The organism is Bacillus sp. L_1B0_5 (assembly GCF_000836715.1).
GTDB lineage: Bacteria > Bacillota > Bacilli > Bacillales > Bacillaceae_G > Bacillus_A > Bacillus_A thuringiensis_S.
On the sequence record NZ_JXIS01000003.1, the window covers coordinates 1 to 21,725 of the forward strand.

Genomic DNA, 21,725 nt, shown 5'->3' on the forward strand with positions numbered 1-21,725 from the left:
GAAGAAATTGAAGTCGTTGTGGAAGCAGACAAAGTAGTAGAAGTACAAATAGAAAACGCAAAAGAACTAGGAAGCTTACAAGTAATCAAAAAGGATGCAGAGAGTGGAAAAGTTCTAGCAGGTGCGGAATTCAGATTGAAAAACGAAAGTGGTCAAGTAGTTGGAGAAGCAAAAACAACGAATAAAGACGGCGTTGTGAAATTCGAGAGCTTAGTGCCAGGAAAGTATACGTTAGAAGAAACGAAAGCACCGGAAGGTTATAAAGCGTTAGAAGTAAGAGTAGAAGTAAATGTTGTAGCAAATGATGTAGTAAAACAAGAAGTTATGAATGAAAAAGTGAAAGAAGAAATTACAGGTCAATTAGAAATTACAAAGGTAGATGCTAATAATACAAATACAACATTAGCAGGCGCAGTGTTTGAAATTTGGAAAGACGGAACAAAAATAGACACATTAACAACAAATAAGAGCGGTAAAGCGACTTCTAAGAAGTTAGAACCAGGAGATTACACTTTAAAAGAAATCCAAGCGCCAGAAGGATATACTTTATCCGATAAGGAAATGAAATTTACGATTTCTAATGAAAAAATTGAAGTTGTAAAGCTTCAAATTACAAATAAAAAAGATACAGATAAAGATCCGGAAAAACCAGGTGAAGGAACAGAGAAGCCTGATGAAGGAACAGAGAAGCCTGATGAAGGAACAGGGAAGCCTGATGAAGGAACAGGGAAGCCTGATGAAGGAACAGGGAAGCCTGATGAAGGAACAGGAAAACCAGGTGAAGGAACAGGAAAGCCGGGTGAAGGAACAGAAAAGCCAGGTGAAGGAACAGAAAAGCCGGGTGAAGGAACAGAGAAGCCAGGTGAAGGAACAGAAAAGCCAGGTGAGGGAGTAGAAAAACCTAATTTACCAGAAAAAGGACAAGGTTCTTCTAATAATCAACAACTTCCAGCTACAGGACACAATACGAATTACGTTCCATTCATCGGTTTTATGCTCCTCTTACTAGGAATACGTTTAAGATCCATGGCTAAAAATAGTTAACAGATGTATAAAAGGCATCAGAGATATACAATCTCTGATGCCTTTTAAATTAATACAGATAAATATTTTAAGCTTCAATCACGCTAAGCATTCTGTTTATAAATGCAGCTGCGTGTGCACGTTGTGATGGTCCTTTTGGTACGAATTGATTAAATTCATTACCTTTTACAATTCCATATCCATACACTCTTTGTACTTCTTCTTTAGCGTAAATTAAGTTTTGGTCTACGAATGGTAGTTCAACTTGTTTTGCAAAAATACCAGCGTGTTTTAGAGAACGATCAATCATAATAACAGCTTCTTCGCGTGTAATTGTAGTATTTGGATCAAATGTATTATCACCACGTCCGCGGATTATGCCTGCGCTTGCTGCACGATTAATACCGTCTCTTAAAGATGGGTGTACTTGTTCTAAGTCTGTGAACTTAGCATTTCCACTTGGTAATTGTAAAGCACGAGTAATTAGTGTAGCAAATTCAGCACGCGTAACAAGACGTTCTGGGAAGTACTTGCCGTTCCCTTCTCCTTGCATAATGCCTCTAGCTGCTAATTGACGAATGTCTTGTTCATACCATCCACCTGTAATGTCATCAGTTACGGGATTTTTTTGGTTTTCCTTATAGTATGTTTCAGTTCCTTTTAAGAAAGCATTCCATTGTCCGCGTTGAATCATAAACGCAGGGCAGTTTTTTCCTGACCAAAATTGATGTTTTTGGACCTTATCTAGAGAAATATTTAAGTCGTTCATTAAATAAGCTGCCAATTTACGGGCATTTTCTACCGCTTTTTCATAGTTTCCATCTTGATTAACGGCAATTTCAATTCCGATAGATTCATAGTTTCCAGTTTTATTTCCAGCATGCCATCCAACTTCATTTACCGGAAGATGTTGATAAATTTCTTTATCATCTACTGTGAAATGCCAAGATGCGGCGCGATCAGCTGTTCCGCGTGCTTGGTTATCTAAGAATTTTGCATGATTTAGAGCATTAGCACCTTTCGCTGTATTAGCCGTTTCGTGAATCGTAATATATTTAGGTACCATCGGGTAGCCAGGGCGAATATCGTCATTTCCTTTTGGGACAATCATTTCTTTAAATGTAACGCCATAGATATTGTTTGTTTGTAGAGATTCCGGAGCTCTCAATAAACTATTTTTAGCAGTACGACTGTTTTTTAATAATGAAGCTTTTGTACCTTCAAATGTAGCAGAAGGTGCATAAATCCATTTTGCTGTTTCGTTTATTTGGACTTTAAACCAATTTCCAGCTTGTTCAGTAGGAGTAATGACTTGTGGTTGTAGTTTCCCTTCTTCTTTAAACGATTGGAACGGAAGGGCATGTATGGAAGCTTCTTCTTTTACGATTAATTTTTGGTTAGATAGTTTATGAATCTCTTGAACTTCTAAGCTATTATCATTGTTATCTATCCATCCAGCGCCAGTTGACGTCGTTATGTAGTAAGCATTTCCTTTTTTCTTTGTCGCCGTTACGACTTGTTCTGTAAACTCGATATTCGATTTGTTTTTTAAATCATTCGCGGTATATAATGAATGTTTTTTTGAAGTGTATAGTAGGAATTGGCCAGTAGCCTCGATATCTTCTTCATGAGTACTATGCTCATTAACATGCTCTTTAATACTTTTAAAAACTTGATCCTCCGTATATACTTCGGCGGATTTTTCAGCACTCTCTGCAAATGAATAAGTAGGTGCAAGAACAGTTTGTAATGCAAGAGAGAGAGTTAATACACTATAAAATTTCTTTTTCATATTTTTTTTAACACATTAGATTATGGAATCTAGTGTTAACATTCCTCCTTTATATATTGTATTTTCGCTATGTAACGATTTTTTGTACTAATAAATTTTAACAAGAGAAAATCATGATGTCTATATACATGAGCGATATTCATAAAAAGAATTATTTGAAAAAATGTAAGAGAAACAGGTAAAACCTTCTGTATTGACCTGTAAACGCCCTTCAAGTAAACTAAAGAGAGTTTGCAAATGAAAAGGTGATAATGTGTTAATTTCAATTAAAACGTTACAAGATGATCGTTTTTTACGTCCGCTACAAAATATTGGCGGCTTATTTTTTGAAGATAGTACGATTGGATTTGAACAAGAGGAAGCGAATCTGATCGTTGATATACACATTGAGGATAATGTGAAAGCATCCGCTCGATTAACGGATGTTAGCACAGGAAATGTGTATGAAGAAACATTCTCGAAAGATTTATCTGCTTTCACAGATGAAAAAGAGCGTATGAAGCAAGTGAAGCACGTTGTTTCTTATGTATATCTTTCTGTTCTTCAGCAGTTAACTGGACTTGAACAAAGCTGGGGTATTTTAACGGGAGTACGTCCGACGAAACTTCTTCATAAAATGCTTCAAAATGGTATGTCAAAAGAAGAAGCGCATCAAGAACTTCGTGAAAGTTATTTAATTCATGAAGAGAAAATTGAACTTCTTCAGCGTATTGTTGATTGCCAATTAGCAGTTGTTCCGGATTTATACCGTTTGAAAGAAGAAGTAAGTATTTATATAGGTATTCCGTTCTGCCCAACGAAATGTGCATACTGTACATTCCCGGCTTATGCGATTAATGGACGCCAAGGGTCTGTTGATTCGTTCTTAGGTGGTTTACATTATGAAGTTCGTGAAATTGGTAAGTTTTTAAAAGAAAAAGGTGTGAAAGTTACGACGATTTATTATGGCGGCGGTACACCTACAAGTATTACAGCAGAAGAGATGGATATGCTGTATGAAGAAATGTACGAAGCGTTCCCAGACGTGAAAAATGTACGTGAAGTAACAGTTGAGGCAGGTCGTCCAGATACGATCACGCCAGCAAAGCTAGAAGTGTTAAATAAATGGAATATTGACCGTATTAGTATTAATCCGCAGTCATACCATCAAGAGACATTAAAAGCAATTGGGCGTCATCATACTGTAGAAGAAACAATTGAGAAGTATCACTTAGCTCGTGAAATGGGAATGAACAATATTAATATGGACTTAATTATTGGTCTTCCTGGTGAAGGGCTAGATATCTTCAAGCACACGTTAGATGAAACAGAAAAGTTAATGCCAGAATCATTAACAGTTCATACGTTATCATTTAAACGTGCTTCTGAAATGACGCAAAACAAACGTAAATATAAAGTAGCAGGTCGCGAAGAAATTACAGCGATGATGCACGAAGCAGAAGAGTGGACGCAAAAGCATAATTACGTACCATATTACCTATATCGTCAAAAGAATATTTTAGGTAACTTAGAGAACGTTGGTTATGCAATGCCGACGCAAGAAAGTATTTACAACATTGTCATTATGGAAGAAGTACAATCAATTATCGGACTTGGTTGCGGTGCATCAAGTAAATTTGTTCATCCGAAGACGGGAGCAATTACGCACTTCGCGAACCCGAAAGATCCAAAATCATATAACGATGGCTTCGTAAAATATACAGAAGATAAACTGAAAATTTTAGAAGAGCTATTCGTATAAGAAGAAAGAGGTTGTTCCGATGTGGAATAGCCTCTTTTTTATTCCGCTATTTGTGGGAGTTTTGCTGCCCGTAAATGCCTGATCGGTGAGGACTGATTAAAGTTGTGGCCGATATATTCAAAAAATCGCCAATATAATTTCACTTACCGATAAGTGGCACTGTTTGTAAAACTATGTCGATAATAATCAGAAAAATTAGTCAAATAGTTAGAGGACAATGTCTACTTATGGACGAAATGATAGATTTATGAAAGAGAAAAGGGGGAAATTGTTGGCATGTACATGACGATAGGGAGAATTTTTGATTTATCTGTTGGTAAGTATCCGAATAAAGAGGCGTTAGTGGAACCTGAAAAAAATATTCGCTGGACATATAAACAGTGGGATGCACAAATAAATAAAACGGCGCACGCTCTATTAGAAGATGGAGTAAGAAAGGGAGATACGGTATCTGTTTACTTATATAACTGCCATGAATTTGTAAACGTTTACTTAGCTTGTGCGAAAATTGGTGCAATTTTTAACCCGATTAACTTTCGCTTAAAGGCGAAAGAAGTATCTTATATTCTTCAGGACGCATCCTCGAAAGTCGTTGTCTTTGAAAAAGCAGTTGAGTCAACTGTTGCTATCATTGAACGAGATTTTCCAAATACATCTTTTTGGTCTATAGAAAACGATAAACCTTCCTATGCAAGTTCCTACCATGAAAAAGTGAATGCAGCATCTTCTGAGAAAGTAAATATCGAAATTGATGAAATGGATTTTTGTTCTATGCTTTATACGAGCGGTACGACAGGTCATCCGAAAGGCGTATTACATCGTCATCGTGAAATGGCTGAGCATAGTATGATTTGTACATATTTCCTAAAATATAATAGAGATAGTGTTGGGCTTGTTGTTGCGCCTTTATATCACTGTGGTGAATTAAATGCCGGAATCATACCACGCATTCAAGTTGGCGGAAAGAATGTCATTTTGCATCATTTTGATACAGACACAGTATTACATACGATTCAAGAAGAAAAGATTACGACGTTCTTTGCAGCACCGACGATGTGGAATATGTTGTTGCAAAAAGATTTAACTCAGTATGATTTAACTTCAATGAAAATCGGTATATATGGCGGAGCGGCAATGGCACCGGCGTTAGTGAAGGAATGTAAAGAACGTCTTTATATTGATCTTGTTCAAATATACGGAATGACAGAAATGGGACCAGTTGTTGCGTTTCTCGTAGAGGAGGATCAAATTACGAAAGCTGGTTCAGCAGGCACGCCATGCTTTAGCCATGAAGTTCGTATTGTGAAGCCGAACGAGGAGGCACCGGCAGAACCAGATGATGTATTACCTCCTTATGAAGTGGGAGAAATTATTTTGCGCGGTCCAACTATGATGGCTGGCTATCATAATCGTGAAGAGGCGAATAAAAAATCGATGTATAAAGGATGGTATCATTCTGGTGATTTAGGATACTTCGATAAGGATGGTTATTTATTCGTTGCAGATCGCGTTGATGATATGGTAATTAGCGGTGGTGTAAATATTTACCCTCGCGAAATTGAAGATTTCCTTCATAGTCATCCCGGTATATTAGATGTGGCGGTACTTGGTGAGCCAGATGAATTATGGGGAGAGCGTGTGGTGGCAGTTATTGTGAAGAAAGATGAAACAATAACAGAAGCTGATTTAGAAACGTATTGCAAAGAAAGTGACGAATTAGCAGATTATAAGCGTCCGCGTCATTATTTATTTGTAGATGAACTTCCGCGTAATGCGAGCGGGAAGCTGCAGAAGTTTGTGCTGAGGGAGTCGTTGAAAGGGACAAAAAAATAGAAAGTGGGGGACACCCACTTTCTATTTTTATTTGCGTGAAAAACCTTCTTCATCAAGGTATTCCGCAGCTTCTGGATAAGAGTTGAATGTACCGTCTAAGTTTACACCAGCGTATACGTTCCACATGTCATCCTCTGAAATAAGAGTAAGAATATGACCATCTTCGTTCTGCCATTCTTCTTCTTTCGCAGGTTCTACAGGTGCTACTACTTCTTCTTGTGATAGAAGGTCAATTGATTTCTCAATTACTGAACGTAACTCTTCTGCTGAAAACTCACGGATGTTAACCATACCTTTATCATCCGTTTTGTAACCTTTAATACCGCTTGCATACACAAATCCATTTCCATTTGGGTGTAAATGAAATACAACGTTCTTTTTATCTAAACGACTTTCTTCAAAGTGGAAGTTTACACGTTTTAATGATACGTTCTTTCTTTCTAGTTCTGGGAAAGATTCAATAATCGATAATTTTTCTTCAAAAGTTAGCATAGTGCCTCCAAGTATATAGTAAAAGATTTAATTTGTTCATTATAGCATAGTTGCAATTGTTTCCAAAGATAAGGGGGAAACTTTTCATTGAATACCTTTCCGTCACGAGAATGTAAAAAGTGAGCTAACGAATATATCTTTTTAGGTGTACAATGGAACATGGACTTTATACAAAGGTGGTTATTTATATGTTTCAAAAAATAGCAAAGGAATGTTTAGCAGGATTTACTGTTGCGATTGTTGCGTTGCCACTTGCGATTGCATTTGGTATTGCTGCGACAGGAACGTCTGAGGGAGCGCTTGTTGGATTGTATGGTGCGATTTTTGCAGGTTTATTTGCAGCGTTATTTGGCGGGACACCTGGGCAAGTAACGGGGCCAACTGGACCAATTACCGTTATCGCAACAGGAGTTATTGCGACGCACGGGTTAGAGGCAAGTTTTATTTCCTTTATGATGGCAGGGTTATTTCAAATTTTATTCGGTGTATGTAAGCTCGGTTCTTACGTTCGATATATTCCGTATCCTGTCGTTTCAGGATTTATGAATGGTATTGCATTAATCATTATTTTAGGCGAAATAAAGCACGTACAAAATAGTTTTCTACTTGTTGTGTTAACGATTATTGTAATGATTGTTTCTGGTAAATGGATTAAGGCGATTCCGTCTAGTTTAGTAGCACTAGTCGGTGTGACAGCTTTACTACCTTTATTTTCTTCTCTACTCGAAGGACTTACAGTAAAGTTACCGATTATCGGAAATCTTTCGTTAAATAAAGTAATTGAAAAGATTGGAACCATTCCAGAAGCGATGCCTACGCTTCATATTCCATCTTTAAGTGGAACAGGAATAGCAGCACTTATTTTACCAGCGCTTAGTATTGCTTTATTAGGATCGATTGACTCGTTGTTAACATCGGTCGTAATGGATAATGTGACAGGTACACGTCATAAAAGTAATAAAGAGCTCGTTGGACAAGGTATCGGTAATATGATGAGCGGATTGTTTGGCGGATTAGCAGGTGCAGGTGCGACTGTAAGGTCTATCGTGAATATAAGAAGTGGCGGTAAAACGGCACTTTCGGCGTGTATGCATAGTGTTATCTTATTCATTTTTATTATGGGGCTTGGTTCGGTCGTACAATATATTCCACTTGCTGTACTATCAGGTATTTTAATTTTAACTGGTATTGGAATGTTCGATTGGGAAAGCATGAAAAAGATGCATGTCGCTCCTAAAGGTGATGTCGTTGTTATGCTCGTAACGATGATTGTGACGGTGAAGTTCGATTTAATGATTGCTGTTGCATTCGGTATTATTCTTTCGTTCATCATATATATGGTGAAATGTAAAGAACGTAAAACTTCTATCGTAAAAGAAAGAGAAGAAACGTATACGATTCAAGGACCGCTCTCTTTCTTATCAGTAGATCGTATTTTCTCTACTTTACAAGATGTGAAGTCACCGGTTGTTTTACGTATGAAAGATGTGCGTTATATGGATGTATCAGGAGCTATGGCATTATTAAATTTTGTTGAGCAATCAAATAAAGCAGGGGCAAGTGTAAAGCTTGAGCAAGTACACCCGAGTATTGAAAAAACAATCGTAGTAATGGCGAACGATGAACAGAAAGAACAATTGAAGATCTTAAGTGTTTAGATGGTAATTAGAATATCTCACAATTTTACATACATTATAATGTAGAGTTGTGGGATATTCTTATAATGTTTTTAGTAATATGTACTGCAGTGATAGAGAAGAGCTCTTTTTGAGTAACGAAAACAGTTATAATGTGTACATATAATGGAAGGAATTAGAAATTAGAGTGTGAAGAGATAGGCGTGAATTGGTTCTCTTTTCTATTTTGTAAAAAAAACCAAGTATTCAACCTATAATAAATTTGTTATGATAACCAATGGGATAAAGTGAATTCCTATCGTTTAAAACAATATGTTTGAGAGTATATGTATAAAAGAAAAGAGAAAAAATATGAATAAAACATTTGTAAAAGGAGCAGCGATTTTAACAATTACAACTTTTTTGTCGAAATTGCTTGGTAGTTTTTTTCAAATTCCATTACAAAATATTGCAGGAGATGAAGTGCTCGGTATTTTCCGCCTTGTTTTTCCTGTATATATGATTGCTCTTACATTATCGGTAGCCGGAGTTCCACTTGCAATTTCGAAACTAATTGCAGAGTTGAACGAAAAAAATAAGCAAAAGGAAATTGCGAAATTATTTAAATCAGCGTCAATTATAGGGCTAGCATTTGGCGTTTTCGGCTGTTTAGTCATTGTATTATTTTCTATTGAAATTGCAAATATGCTTGGTGGACAAGAAACTAGAATGCCGTTGCTTATTACTTCATTAGCGTTACTCATTGCGCCATACATGGCAGTTTATAGAGGGTATTTTCAAGGTTTCGGTGATATGAAACCAACAGGGGTATCACAGGTCATTGAGCAATTTGTACGTGTGTTTTTTATGTTAATAATTGCTTACATACTAGTATCATGGGATAAGAGTAATACTGTTATTACTAGTGGTGCGATGGTTGGCTCTTTTCTTGGAGTCATTAGTTCGCTTATATATTTGCGTATAAAATATAATAGAAGTCCATACTACAATAAAAGCAATTCCTATTCGCTCCGAGATTTAAGAGAAAACGGCAAAAAGATATTGCGGGTATCGATCCCAATCGCTATCGGAGCTTTATCAATGCCACTTTTAAATTTAGTAGACTCGCTTACGATACCGCATGTATTACAAGGATCATCAACAGAAATTCAAGAACAATTTGGAATATACAGTCGCGGTTTTGCATTCACGCAAATAATTGTTATTTTTGCAAGCGCAATTGTATTTCCGTTAATACCACTCTTAACTTCCGCATTGGCCAAAAGAGATATAAATTTGGCGAAAATAACAATTCAAAATACAAATCGACTAGCGCATGTTTTGACAGCACCGTTAACAATATGGTTGATGGCATTAACAGTACCGTTAAATGTCGGATTGTTCACAGACGTAAAAGGCAGTAGTATGTTAACAGTGATGATTGGCAGTTCGTATTTTACTGCGGTTATGGTATTATCAATAGGTGTTTTACAGGGCATTAATCGTTCTGCACAAGCTGCATGGGTTGTTATTGGTGCGAGTTGTGTGAAAGTCGTGTTAAACATAATGTTAGTGCAGAAGTTTGGCATAGATGGAGCGGCGTATAGTACATTCATTACTTACGTATTGATTTGTATTGTAAATCATTTGTATATTCGAAGCTATATTGCCTATTCTATTCATTTAAAAAGCTTTTTTGGTGTGCTAGCAATAGCATGTATTTTGGGACTAGGATTGTATGAATTATGTACTGTGATAGATGTTACATCTTCAAGAATTATGACGTTATTATTCAGTGGTATAGCATTAAGTATTACAACCATTTTGTATGGTGTATGTGCTTTGAAATTAAAATGGATATCAATAAACAAAATACCATTTTTGAAAAGATAAATATAGAAATTTAATTTTTTATTATAATTCATATGAACTGATAAAGAGGAAACTATGTAGGGTATCAAGTGTTTAGGTAAGGAATGGGTACTAGTTTATGTTAGATGAAATAAACGGTTACCTAGTTTTGGAGGAGATTTAGGGTGCGTTTAGTCTTATCAGGATATTATGGTTTTTATAATGTTGGAGACGAGGCGATTCTACAATCAATTATTGAATCGTTAAGTAAAGAGAACCCGGATATAGAACTAGTAGTACTATCAAATGATTCTAAATATACAAAGGAAATGTATGGTGTAGAATCGGTAGATCGCTGGGATATAAAAGCTGTTTATCATGCGATCAAAAACAGTGATGGAGTTATTAGTGGTGGCGGGAGCCTTCTTCAAGATCAGACAAGTACGAAGAGTATTCTATATTATACGGGTATTATGGGACTCGCTCGATTATTAAAAAAGCCGTATTATATTTATTCACAAGGAATAGGTCCAATTACAAAAGGATATAATCGTCTATTAGTAAAATGGAACTTGTCAAAAGCTTCCTATGTATCAGTTCGAGATGAGGATTCGTTTTTATATTTAAAAGGACTTGGCATAAAAAACGATATTGAAATTGTTCCAGACCCTGTTTTAACATGGAAACGGACAAAACAATCGGATTGGTTGCAAAAGCATTCGATACATGGAAAAGTAATCGCGGTTAGTGTGCGTTATTGGAATGCAAAAGAAGATTATATAAAAAAATTAGCTGCGGCATTAAAAAAATTAAAGCAAGAAGGATACCAAATTTTATTTGTTCCAATGCATGAGCCATTTGATCAAAAAGCTTCGCGTGAAGTAGTAGACTTAATGGGAGAAGAGACGTATATGCTTCCATATAAAATGGATATCGACGAGAAAATATTCATTTTATCACAATGTTCATTACTAATTGGTATGCGTCTTCATGCACTTGTTTTTTCTGCTGTAGCCAAAACTCCAATGGTCGGGATTTCATACGATCCGAAAATTGATTCGTTTTTAAGTCAAGTGGATCAGCCAGTTATAGGAAGTGTGGATGGCGAATGGAGTGCTGAGTATTTATATGAAATTGCGAAAAAGCAATTAATGCAACAAGGAACTGTGCAGCAAGAGCTACAATTAACAATAGATGAGCTTCGGTTGCAAGGCAAACAGGCAACAAAGAAACTCATTGATCATATGGAAAAAGGCACTTTATTAAAAAAGTAAAGTGTCTTTTATTTTGTTTTGAATGTAATGAAAATTCTAATTACAAAAACGTTTTATTTTAATTCCTATTTATTATGCTAAAATGATTGCGATTATTATATAATCAAATTTGTGATAATAAATTCGTAGATTACGAGGAGGATAACCTTGAAGACTTTTTCAAAAGGTATAACAGCAGTGGCATTAACGGGATCATTACTTTTAACTCCTATTTCAAGCTATGCGGCAAATGATGATATTACAGGACATATGTTTGAGACGCATATGCGTTCACTTATTACTAAAGGAGTTTTAATGGGGTATGGAGACAATGTATATGCGCCTGATAAATTAGTAACAAGAGCAGAGTTTGCTACATTCATAGCAAGGTCTTTAAATTTACCGAAAGCTGATTCGAATTTCGAGGATGTGCCGAAGACTTACGGTTTATATGATGGTGTAAGTAGAGCATATGGAGCGAAAATTATTAATGGTCGTACGAACGAGACATTCTCACCAAATGATGTGATTACACGTGAAGAAATGTCGATAATGGTAAAGCGAGCGTTAGACTATAAAAATATTAAAATAGCTGTAAGTCCGCTTACCTTTACTGATAAAGATAGTATTAACTATAAAGAGCATGTACAAGTTATGGTGGCTACTCAAATTATTAAAGGGTATCCAGAAGATAATACATTTAGACCACATTTATCAGCTACAAGAGGTATGGCTTCAGCTATGTTGGACCGTATGCTTCAGACGATTGAAAAAAATGGAAATGGCAATCCTGTAGAAAATAAGAAATATGTCGTGACAAATGTAAGAGAAAACGGAACAGAGCAAGAAGTAGAGCGCTATAACACGTATAAAGAAGCGGTTACGGCTGCTCAAAATAAAGGTATGAATGCGGTAAAATACGAGAACGAATTTTTATGGATTAAAGATGGTTTTGCAAGTGCGAAAAGAATAACTGGGCAAAACATCATTAATATTTATGATGAGAATTTGTCAACAGTATATACGTATATTCAGTATGGAACAGAATTGAAAGTGTTAGAAGTTGGCGAAGATCGTGTGAAAGTTCAAGTTTCTGGTTTGACAGGTTATGTGAAGAAGAATGAAATCACTTTAATTCCTACAAATGAAATGAAACAATCGTCTTATTATGTGAAATCAGATGGATATTTATACCATAAATATTATACATATAATACAAGTTCACCTGGATATACAGAATTTAGATATGGTGTGGCACCTTCTTTCATGAAGCAAGGACAACAAATGTATAGTGTAGATGGAAAAACATTTGGAGACGAAACTTTCTATCAATATTTCAATTATTTATCATTACGTTCGAAAACAGATTATACAGCTGAACAACTAGATAGTTATGTGAAATCGATTAAGCCAGACTCTCCATTAATTGGTTTAGGAAAGAAATTTAAAGAAGTAGAAAGCAAGTATAATGTAAATGCATTATTCTTATATTCATTAGCAATTCATGAAAGTTATTATGGAACAAGCGCTCTTGCAAAAGACAAAAATAATTTATTTGGTTTAAAAGCAACAGACGATAGTCCATATGGTAACGGAGAAGCATTCAATTCAAAAGAAGATTGTATTGAACATGCAGCAAAATTATACATGAATGAAGGATATTTAAATCCAGGACATTGGCGTTATACAGCAACATATACAGGTGATAAAGCTGCTGGTTTAAATGCGAAATATGCATCTGATGCGAACTGGGGTAAAAAAGTAGCGGGGCATATGAACCGTTTTGATTCTTATTTAGGTAAAAAAGAATACAACAAGTATAAACTTGCACGTGTGATGAATAACGTGGAAGTGAAAAAGAATCCTAGTATATCAAATGAGCGACTGTATCGTTTAAATACAAATGCAGTTGTTACAGTTACTGGTGAAGAAATAATAAATGGAAAAGCGTGGGTTAAAGTTATTTCAGATAACCCTACTGTAACAGAAGCGTATATCGCAAAAGAAAGTTTAGAATATGTAAAACATTAATTAAATAAAAAAGAAGGTGCTACTAATATTTCGTAGCACCTTCTTTTTTATCCCGCATTAACGGGCAGTAATCCCCCACCTCAAAATTCAGTGGAAGCAAGGAAGTTAGGTGGGGGATGAACTGCCCGTAAAAGCCCGATTGGTTCAACTAATAATCAGTGGGGGATGAACAAAAACCCCACTGATTAAAGTTTCACTTTATTCAATTTCAAAATCAACAATGATATAAGCGAGTATAACAACGAAGAAAATACTAACGGCTGGCGCTGTTAATACGTGGCCAGACATAAAGCCAATGCCAAGTGATAGAATGAGTGTGCTCGCTAATAGCATATACTTTACGGTCATGGTTTTCTTAAAGTTTGTGATCATGCGGATGAATAATTTAATACCAAAGTATAGAAGTGGTATTAAGTAAATAAGGAAACCGACAATTCCAAATGCGAAAAATAGGTCATGGAAGTCCATTTCAATTAATTTAATTTTATCTGTGTAGTTACCAGCGTAACCCATTCCGAATAGTTTTTGTGAAAGCGGTGCGTCTTTATAGTACTGTTTGTATGTTTTTAAGAATTTGTCGCGATCGCTGTAAATTAAACTTTTTACTTCAGAATCTGTAAGTTCACCTTTTGCATGTTTTTTTGCATCTTCTGGATCTTCTTTAATTACTTTTCCTTCTTTTCGATCTTTTTCTTCTTGTACTGATTTTTTGTATTCGTATATTTGCATGTGAATGCCCATATTTTTTGCGATAGGAGTATGCGGTGTAAGAGCAATTAAACCTCCTAGTATAACAGCTGCAACAACGGTATTTACAATATGTGTGAATCCTTTTCCTTCTTTTTTACGATTTATCATGTACTCAATGAATGAGAAGAAAAGTGCTACGCCTAATGTAATAACAATTGCGCCATATCCGACTTTCGTTCCGACCATAATACTTGCATACATCGCAAGTATTGTTGGAATCCAGTAATATATTTTCGAGAAAGAAGTTGTTTTATGAATCGAATATAAGACAATGATTGGGAACATAATGGCGAAAAGAGAACTTAAATCATTACCAGCGAAGAACCAACCTCTTGAACCAATTTTTGAGTGAGGATAGCTTGGGAAATCCGTTCCAGTTTGCATTGCGACAATCATAGTGATACTTAAAATTAAAGTTGCATATAAGAAATATGTAATGATTTTATGAAATACATACTCTTTATTTTTTAGCTCTTTAAAGGCGATAATATATCCAAACAGTAGCACAATTGGATATACGCTCTTTAAGATAAATTTAACTTCTTCTCCAAATGAAACTGGAGATTTAACCATCATATTATTTACAAGACCGATTGCTAGTGCGATTCCGAGTAAACATAAATAGAGGATGTACTTTTTCGCATCTTGTTGTTTGTGATGAAGAAGTAGGTATCCTAATGCAAGAAGCATAAAGGCGAAACGGACTACAACTCCAACTGTTGCGCTCATGTGTAGTATATAGATTGAAAAAGATGTTAATAAATCTAAAATTGGTTGAAACACAATGAATAGCAATAGGAAATGTGGGAAGTAGTTATCCGTTTGTTTCAACTTAGTAACCATATGTTCCTCCAGTTCTTCATTCCTTTATTACAACACCCAAAAGATGGGTATAAAGCCTTTTTTACATAGTAAGGCGAATGAATTTCAATATTTGTTTTTTATCCCGCATTAACGGGCAGTAAGACCCCGCCTCAAAATACAATACAGCGGAAGCAAAGAAGTTAGGTGGGGATCAACTGCCCGTAAAAGCCCGATTGGTGAGGACTAATAATCAGTGGGGGATGAACACCCCCCACTGATTAAAGTCTCACTTTATCAAACTTAAGAATACACCATTTCATTGTAATGGTAAATAGATGAAAAGCATGGATAAACCGACTTTAATTTCTATATTTTTCAACGGAATTGTATGTTTTATACGGTATATGTACAAATTGCGAGATTATTAGACAGAAAATTAAGAAAAAAGAAGGATTTTTTAATGCTTTTCTATAATTATATAAGTATAATCTTTATGGAGAAAAGAGGGGTATATATAATGGAAATAACAAGTAAAACAGAATCTGTCGTTGTGAAATATGAAGGTAACGTTGCAACGGTTATGGTCAATCGCCCAGAGGTGTTAAATGCGTTAGATGAGCCGACATTAAAAGAGTTATTACAAAAGTTGAAAGAAGTAGCGGAAAGTTCTGCGCATATCGTTGTGTTATGCGGGAACGGCCGTGGTTTTTCTGCGGGTGGGGATATTAAATCGATGCTTTCAAGTAATGATGAAAGTAAGTTTGATGGCATTATGAATACCATTTCTGAAGTTGTCGTGACATTATATACGATGCCGAAGCTTGTTATTAGTGCAATTCATGGACCAACTGCAGGTCTTGGATTAAGTATTGCGTTAACAGCTGATTATGTAATGGCGGATATATCATCTGTTATTGCAATGAACTTTATTGGAATCGCTTTAATTCCAGATGGAGGCGGTCATTTCTTCCTTCAAAAGCGCGTCGGTGAAAATATGACGAAGCAAATTATTTGGGAAGGCAAGAAATTATCGGCGAGTGAAGCGCTTGATATCGGCTTAATTGATGAAGTAATCGGCGAAGATTTCCAAACGGCTGTGAAGCAAAAAATTAGTGAATGGTCACAAAAACCGATTAAAGCAATGATTCAAACGAAGCAAATTTTATGTGAAGTAAATCGCTCTAATTTAGAGCAAACATTGCAATTAGAAAAGCGTGGTCAATATGCAATGAGACAAACAGCGGATCATAAAGAAGGAATTGCTGCGTTTTTAGAGAAACGTTTACCAGCATTTAAAGGGAAATAAAGTTTGTCCATTACTCACTGATTATTAGCTCGTTAATTCGGGATAAAGGGGAGAAAGTGCTAACACATTTTAGTATAATTGTGTTAGCACTTTTTTTTAGGAGTAATACATGAAGAAAATGATCGGTATTATGACTATTATTTTGCTTACATATTATGCTTTGCATAGTACACCATCTTTGGCAGTTCGGACTGCGTTATTTTTTGAGGGACATCCAAGTGTTGCGTTTTCTGGCGGGGTGACGAAAGAAAAAGACGTGAAAAAAGAAGCGATTCCAGATGAGCACCAAACCTTATACGGTAATGAAGAAGACTCGGAGCACTACTTCTTTCCGCATGTAAGAGCACATGGATCAGGAATTGATATGATTAGTGCATGTGTGAAGAAGGAATGGTTTTTCTATAAAGCAGAGCTCGGGTGTTATTAAATATAGGAGGATGAATGATGTCAGCATATAACAAGTTAGTAAGAGATCGTGTTCCAGAGAAGATTTTAATGTCTGGAAAAACGTATACAGCACAAAAATTAACAGGTCAAGCATACATACAGGCTTTAGCGAAAATTGGAACGGAAGAAATTCGTGAATTTGCTTCTATGAAAGAACGCGAACATGCGCTAGATTCTCTTGCGGATGCACTAGAAGTAATCATTTCATTAGCACGTGCGGAAGGTGCATCGATTGAAGATGTGGAACGCCTTCGTAAGAAAAAAGAAGTAGAGCGCGGTGGATTTGAAAGAGGGATTTATTTATTAGATGTTTCAGAAGAATAGTTTTATAGGAAAAGCATAGCGTTAATGATTAACGCTATGCTTTTTTGTTGCAATGAAGCTAATAATGAAGAAGATAGCTGTTAATATCCAGCCAATTGTAATAGAAGTAGTAGTATGAATGGCATAAGAGATTTGTAAACAAAATAATGATGCTAAAAACCAAATGAGTGCAATGTGTATATATTTCTTTGATATATTCATATTTCAGGACTCCTTTTGTATACTAAAAAGAATTTTACTACAATTTAGAAAATTAAGCCATATAAGTAGAGGTTTTCTGGCGGATTTTGTATACTGAATAGTAGAGAAAATGAGGAGGAAACGACAATGGCACATCATACGAAAGAAACGATGGAACTGATTAAGGAGCTTGTCTCTATTCCGAGTCCGTCTGGAAATACAGCGAAAATTATTAATTTCATTGAAAACTATGTCAGTGAGTGGAACGTAGAAACGAAACGTAATAATAAGGGTGCTCTTATTTTAACAGTAAAAGGGAAGAATGATGCGCAGCACCGCTTATTAACGGCACATGTTGATACGTTAGGTGCGATGGTGAAAGAAATTAAGCCTGATGGTCGCCTGAGTCTTTCTATGATTGGTGGATTTCGTTGGAACTCTGTAGAAGGAGAATATTGCGAAATTGAAACATCAAGTGGCAAGACGTATACAGGAACGATTTTAATGCATCAAACATCTGTACATGTATACAAAGATGCAGGTGAAGCAAAACGAGATGAGAAAAATATTGAAGTTCGTATTGATGAGCGCGTATTTTCAGCTGATGAAGTACGCGAATTAGGAATTGAAGTAGGAGACTTCGTGTCATTTGATCCGCGCGTTCAAATTACAGAGAGTGGATACATAAAATCACGTCATTTAGATGACAAAGTAAGTGTTGCGATTTTATTAAAATTAATTAAAAGATTACAAGATGAAAACGTAACATTACCATATACGACGCATTTCTTAATTTCTAATAATGAAGAGATTGGATACGGTGGTAATTCTAATATTCCAGACGAAACTGTTGAATATTTAGCGGTTGATATGGGAGCGTTAGGTGATGGACAAGCATCTGATGAATATACAGTATCTATTTGTGCAAAAGACTCTAGCGGCCCGTATCATTACGCTTTACGTAAACATTTAGTAGAGCTTGCGAAAACGAATCATATTGAATATAAAGTAGATATTTATCCGTACTACGGATCTGATGCATCAGCTGCGATTCGCGCGGGATTTGATGTGAAACATGCGTTAATTGGAGCGGGTATTGATTCTTCTCACGCATTTGAACGTACACATGAAAGTTCTATTGCGCATACAGAAGCATTAGTGTATGCATATGTAATGTCTAATTTAATTGAAGAATAATTTCATAGATAATAGAGAGCTGATTAAAAATATTATTTTTAATCAGCTTTTTATTTGGCGAAGCGATTAGGAGACATGTCCTAATCGTTTTTTTATCCCGCTATTTGTAGGCTGATTAAAGTTTTATTTTATATACATTCATTATAAGTTATATATATGCGATTTTTGTTATGCGGCCGGAAACGTATTTACTATAGATATATAATGTTATACACTATGAAAGGAATTAATTAATAGTTAATATTTTTTAGTTAGCTTGATTAAAAAAATGTATGAATATGAAGTTTTGAGAGGAGATTTATTTTTCATGAAGTACAAAGCAATAGCCGCAGGTTTATTAGCAGCAAATTTATTAGCACATCCAATTAATAGTTTAGCAGAAACGAAGAAATTTCCTGATGTTTCAGATAGTGCGTGGTCGAAAGACGCAATTTATTATTTAGTAGAGAGAAATGTAATTAACGGTATGCCAGATGGTAACTTTATGCCGTACGGAAATTTAACACGTGCCCAGGCAGCAAAGATTATCGCAACAGCAATTGGTGCTAAAGTAGATCCTAATGCAAAGCCGTCTTATAATGATGCAAAAAATAGTTGGGCAGCTTCATTTATTGCAGCCATGGAAAAAGAGAATATTATTAAAGGGCGAGAACCAGGAGTATTTGATCCTGAAGGAAAAGTAACTCGTGCTGAAATGGCAGCTATGCTTGTAAGAGCATATAATCTGAAGAGCAAAGTAACAGGACCAGTGCCTACAAAATTCGCTGATTTAGAGAATCATTGGGGTAAAGAAGAAGTTAATATTTTAGTAGAATTAAAACTTTCTTTAGGTACAGAGAATGGCTGGAAACCGAATGATTCTATTACGCGTGAACAAGCAGCTCAGCTTACTGCGCAAACAGATAAATTTAGCAAAAATAGTGATCGTCCAGTAGAAACAAAGAAAATGTACATAGATAGAAAATTCATTACATATCACGCACCATCATTAAGTTCTGGAATTAGTGCAAATCAGCATAATCCACAAATGGTTGAAATTAAAGAAGAACGAGATGGATGGATCAAAATTACAACAAGTAACGGTGATAAATGGACACCTTTAGTAGAGAAAACAGAGGTTATTAATGAAGGATTCACTACTTATGCAGAAGCTTCTTCTTCTTCAAAAGTAATGGGAACACATAACGCACAGCAAGTAACTGTTATTGAAGAGAACGGCAGCTGGATTCGTATCCGCATGGGCGCTGGTTTCCAATGGGTTAATAAAAATCAATTAAATCCAGTGAAGCAAGGTAACTTCTTAGAAGGAAAAGCGATTATCATTGATCCAGGTCATGGTGGAGCGGATTCAGGTAATCCAGGTTATTATGAGAAAGAAAGTGAAACTGTATTAGATGTATCATTACGATTACAGAAAATATTTGAGAAAAAGACACCATTTACTGTGTTATTCACTCGTACAGATGATACACGTCCAGGAACAAGTGCTTCTGATTCTTTAAAGAAACGTGTAGAATTTGCTCAAAAAAATAATGGGGATATTTTTGTAAGTATTCATGGTAATGGCACGGAAGAGAAAAATGGACAAGGTACAGAAACGTTCTACTATGAATCAGCGACAGCAAGAGGAACAAATCCTAACGTATCAGAAAGTCGTTTACTAGCAGAAAAAATTCAAGAGCGTCTTGTAGATGCACTGGGAACAAAAGATCGTGGTGTGAAAAAAGGCGATTTATACGTAATTAGAGAAAATACAATGCCAGCTGTATTAGCAGAATTAGCATTTGTAGATAATAAAAGTGATGCAGATAAAATAGCTACACCAGCGCAGAGACAAAATGCAGCGGAAGCTATTTATCAAGGTATTTTAGATTACTATGAAGAAATGGGTAACAACGTGTCTTCTTTCCGTTAATAAATAATAAGAGATTGCCATTGGCAGTCTCTTTTATTTATTAACGTTTCTCTTTATTTCCGGCATATGATATCATTTAATTTTATATACAAAAGAAAAGTATTTGAGTAATTGTAATCATAACAATTTTAAACGATAAAGGATGATAATAGATTGAGTAATCATAGTAAAACACCTGCCTGTATATATACGTATGCATTTCGTGAGGAGGAGCGTGCTTTATGTTACTTGGAAATGCGCTCGTTCTTTGGAATGGAGTCCCACGTTAATATTTTAAAAAGTGATGTCAAAATTGACCCGAGTAGAAGTGCATTTATTAAAGAGCGCGTTGAGGTTATGTATGAAGGGGACGACTTAGAAAGTATTTTAAAACAAGTGGAACAAATTGATTTGGCGGGAGCGTCGTTTAAAGTTATCTTCGTTAAAATCAATGACCTCGTTGGGGAGAATAAAATTGAATATGGGGAAAGACGTCTCATTGAACGCGACCTCGGTATGCATATTGAAGGAGAAGCGGATGTTCGTAATCCAGAGCGTGTATTCGGGATTGTTCCTCTTGGAGGACGCTGGTACTTTGGACACTATGTAGAAAGTGAGCCAGTTTGGTATCATCACATAAAAAAACCGCATAGTTATTCGACATCTCTTAGCACACGTGTTGCGAGATCAGTTGCAAATATCGCTGTACCAAATCCAGAGGGAGTACGAGCAATTGACCCGTGCTGCGGTATTGGAACAGTAGTAGTAGAAGCACTTTCTATGGGGATTAACATCGTTGGTAGAGATATAAATCCACTTGTAGTTCTTGGAACGAGAAAAAACATCGCACATTTCGGATTTGAAGGAACAGTAACAAAAGGTCCGATCGAGGAAATTACTGAGAACTATGACGTTGCCATTATTGATATGCCATACGACTTATTTACGCATGCCACACCAGAAGACCAGCTCTCCATTCTTTCAAGTGCGCGCCGCATCGCTAAAAAGGTAGTCGTTGTCACGATGGAAACAATGGACGACATGATCCATGAAGCAGGATTTGAAATTACAGATCGCTGTATTACAAGAAAAGGATCATTTACTAGACAAATTCTTGTTTGTGAATAAGGAAGGAAGGTCACCCGTTTGGGTGACCTTTTTAGTGTAGTTTGATGTGTGATTGATTGGCAG

General features: G+C 35.9%; 17 protein-coding genes. 13 read left to right on the forward strand and 4 right to left on the reverse strand.

The window, feature by feature from the left end:
* A partial coding sequence (locus RT27_RS01465) for a SpaA isopeptide-forming pilin-related protein (protein ID WP_043935121.1) occupies positions 1-1,044 on the forward strand: 1,044 nt, incomplete at its 5' end.
* Positions 1,045-1,111: 67 nt separating this feature from the next.
* Here RT27_RS01465 and RT27_RS34740 read toward each other — a convergent pair.
* On the reverse strand, positions 1,112-2,815 hold the full coding sequence (locus tag RT27_RS34740; RefSeq protein ID WP_043935123.1) for an S-layer homology domain-containing protein: 1,704 nt from the start codon (positions 2,813-2,815) through the stop codon (positions 1,112-1,114).
* 253 nt (positions 2,816-3,068) lie between these two features.
* On the opposite strand from RT27_RS34740, the gene RT27_RS01475 reads away from it, so the two are divergent.
* Positions 3,069-4,556, forward strand: coding sequence for a coproporphyrinogen III oxidase (locus tag RT27_RS01475; RefSeq protein WP_000908777.1), 1,488 nt, complete (start codon positions 3,069-3,071; stop codon positions 4,554-4,556).
* Positions 4,557-4,832: 276 nt separating this feature from the next.
* The gene (locus tag RT27_RS01480) at positions 4,833-6,389 is read left to right on the forward strand and encodes a fatty acid--CoA ligase (RefSeq protein WP_016082698.1); all 1,557 of its coding nucleotides are present in this window, start codon (positions 4,833-4,835) and stop codon (positions 6,387-6,389) included.
* A 27-nt stretch (positions 6,390-6,416) separates the two neighbouring features.
* On the opposite strand, the gene RT27_RS01485 is transcribed toward RT27_RS01480, so the two are convergent.
* Entirely contained in the window at positions 6,417-6,881 is a 465-nt protein-coding gene (locus RT27_RS01485) for a hypothetical protein (protein ID WP_000954998.1), read from the reverse strand.
* A 188-nt stretch (positions 6,882-7,069) separates the two neighbouring features.
* On the opposite strand from RT27_RS01485, the gene RT27_RS01490 reads away from it, so the two are divergent.
* The 4 genes from RT27_RS01490 to RT27_RS01505 all read left to right on the forward strand — a co-directional run bounded on the left by RT27_RS01490 (position 7,070) and on the right by RT27_RS01505 (position 13,632).
* On the forward strand, positions 7,070-8,539 hold the full coding sequence (locus tag RT27_RS01490) for a SulP family inorganic anion transporter (protein ID WP_043935124.1): 1,470 nt from the start codon (positions 7,070-7,072) through the stop codon (positions 8,537-8,539).
* Positions 8,540-8,869: 330 nt separating this feature from the next.
* Positions 8,870-10,390, forward strand: a complete 1,521-nt coding sequence (locus RT27_RS01495) for a polysaccharide biosynthesis protein (RefSeq protein ID WP_043935125.1) — start codon at positions 8,870-8,872, stop codon at positions 10,388-10,390.
* 143 nt (positions 10,391-10,533) lie between these two features.
* Positions 10,534-11,622 carry a polysaccharide pyruvyl transferase CsaB gene (gene csaB / locus RT27_RS01500; protein WP_043935126.1) on the forward strand — a complete coding sequence of 363 codons (1,089 nt, stop codon included), beginning with the start codon at positions 10,534-10,536 and terminating at the stop codon, positions 11,620-11,622.
* Between the two features lie 147 nt (positions 11,623-11,769).
* A complete protein-coding gene (locus RT27_RS01505; RefSeq protein WP_043935127.1) occupies positions 11,770-13,632 on the forward strand; it encodes an S-layer homology domain-containing protein in 1,863 nt (620 codons plus the stop codon).
* A 198-nt stretch (positions 13,633-13,830) separates the two neighbouring features.
* Here RT27_RS01505 and RT27_RS01510 read toward each other — a convergent pair whose 3' ends face one another.
* Entirely contained in the window at positions 13,831-15,225 is a 1,395-nt protein-coding gene (locus RT27_RS01510; RefSeq protein ID WP_043935128.1) for an O-antigen ligase family protein, read from the reverse strand.
* Positions 15,226-15,679: 454 nt separating this feature from the next.
* On the opposite strand from RT27_RS01510, the gene RT27_RS01515 reads away from it, so the two are divergent.
* The 3 genes from RT27_RS01515 (at position 15,680) to RT27_RS01525 (ending at position 17,263) form a co-directional block, all read left to right on the forward strand.
* Positions 15,680-16,492, forward strand: coding sequence for an enoyl-CoA hydratase (locus RT27_RS01515; RefSeq protein WP_043935138.1), 813 nt, complete (start codon positions 15,680-15,682; stop codon positions 16,490-16,492).
* Between the two features lie 109 nt (positions 16,493-16,601).
* Positions 16,602-16,919, forward strand: coding sequence for a hypothetical protein (locus tag RT27_RS01520; protein ID WP_043935129.1), 318 nt, complete (start codon positions 16,602-16,604; stop codon positions 16,917-16,919).
* 17 nt (positions 16,920-16,936) lie between these two features.
* Positions 16,937-17,263: a nucleoside triphosphate pyrophosphohydrolase gene (locus RT27_RS01525; protein WP_001277348.1), complete on the forward strand. Its 327-nt coding sequence runs from the start codon at positions 16,937-16,939 to the stop codon at positions 17,261-17,263.
* 21 nt (positions 17,264-17,284) lie between these two features.
* Here RT27_RS01525 and RT27_RS01530 read toward each other — a convergent pair whose 3' ends face one another.
* Complete coding sequence (locus RT27_RS01530; RefSeq protein ID WP_029441719.1) at positions 17,285-17,464, reverse strand: hypothetical protein; 180 nt, start codon at positions 17,462-17,464, stop codon at positions 17,285-17,287.
* 126 nt (positions 17,465-17,590) lie between these two features.
* Between RT27_RS01530 and RT27_RS01535 the strand changes: the two genes are divergently transcribed.
* The 3 genes from RT27_RS01535 to RT27_RS01545 all read left to right on the forward strand — a co-directional run bounded on the left by RT27_RS01535 (position 17,591) and on the right by RT27_RS01545 (position 21,662).
* On the forward strand, positions 17,591-18,640 hold the full coding sequence (locus RT27_RS01535) for a M42 family metallopeptidase (protein WP_029441720.1): 1,050 nt from the start codon (positions 17,591-17,593) through the stop codon (positions 18,638-18,640).
* 307 nt (positions 18,641-18,947) lie between these two features.
* The gene (locus RT27_RS01540; protein WP_043935130.1) at positions 18,948-20,555 is read left to right on the forward strand and encodes an N-acetylmuramoyl-L-alanine amidase; all 1,608 of its coding nucleotides are present in this window, start codon (positions 18,948-18,950) and stop codon (positions 20,553-20,555) included.
* Positions 20,556-20,708: 153 nt separating this feature from the next.
* Positions 20,709-21,662 carry a methyltransferase domain-containing protein gene (locus RT27_RS01545; RefSeq protein WP_029441722.1) on the forward strand — a complete coding sequence of 318 codons (954 nt, stop codon included), beginning with the start codon at positions 20,709-20,711 and terminating at the stop codon, positions 21,660-21,662.
* Positions 21,663-21,725 lie beyond the last annotated feature (63 nt).

What these genes read in the sequence shown, in the direction of transcription:
- RT27_RS34740 (WP_043935123.1), bottom strand. Translation starts at nt 2,815, where the DNA reads ATGAAAAAGAAATTTTATAGTGTATTAACTCTCTCTCTTGCATTACAA.
- RT27_RS01480 (WP_016082698.1), top strand. Translation starts at nt 4,833, where the DNA reads ATGTACATGACGATAGGGAGAATTTTTGATTTATCTGTTGGTAAGTAT.
- RT27_RS01485 (WP_000954998.1), bottom strand. Translation starts at nt 6,881, where the DNA reads ATGCTAACTTTTGAAGAAAAATTATCGATTATTGAATCTTTCCCAGAA.
- RT27_RS01490 (WP_043935124.1), top strand. Translation starts at nt 7,070, where the DNA reads ATGTTTCAAAAAATAGCAAAGGAATGTTTAGCAGGATTTACTGTTGCG.
- RT27_RS01495 (WP_043935125.1), top strand. Translation starts at nt 8,870, where the DNA reads ATGAATAAAACATTTGTAAAAGGAGCAGCGATTTTAACAATTACAACT.
- RT27_RS01510 (WP_043935128.1), bottom strand. Translation starts at nt 15,225, where the DNA reads ATGGTTACTAAGTTGAAACAAACGGATAACTACTTCCCACATTTCCTA.
- RT27_RS01515 (WP_043935138.1), top strand. Translation starts at nt 15,680, where the DNA reads ATGGAGAAAAGAGGGGTATATATAATGGAAATAACAAGTAAAACAGAA.
- RT27_RS01520 (WP_043935129.1), top strand. Translation starts at nt 16,602, where the DNA reads ATGAAGAAAATGATCGGTATTATGACTATTATTTTGCTTACATATTAT.
- RT27_RS01525 (WP_001277348.1), top strand. Translation starts at nt 16,937, where the DNA reads ATGTCAGCATATAACAAGTTAGTAAGAGATCGTGTTCCAGAGAAGATT.
- RT27_RS01530 (WP_029441719.1), bottom strand. Translation starts at nt 17,464, where the DNA reads ATGAATATATCAAAGAAATATATACACATTGCACTCATTTGGTTTTTA.
- RT27_RS01535 (WP_029441720.1), top strand. Translation starts at nt 17,591, where the DNA reads ATGGCACATCATACGAAAGAAACGATGGAACTGATTAAGGAGCTTGTC.
- RT27_RS01540 (WP_043935130.1), top strand. Translation starts at nt 18,948, where the DNA reads ATGAAGTACAAAGCAATAGCCGCAGGTTTATTAGCAGCAAATTTATTA.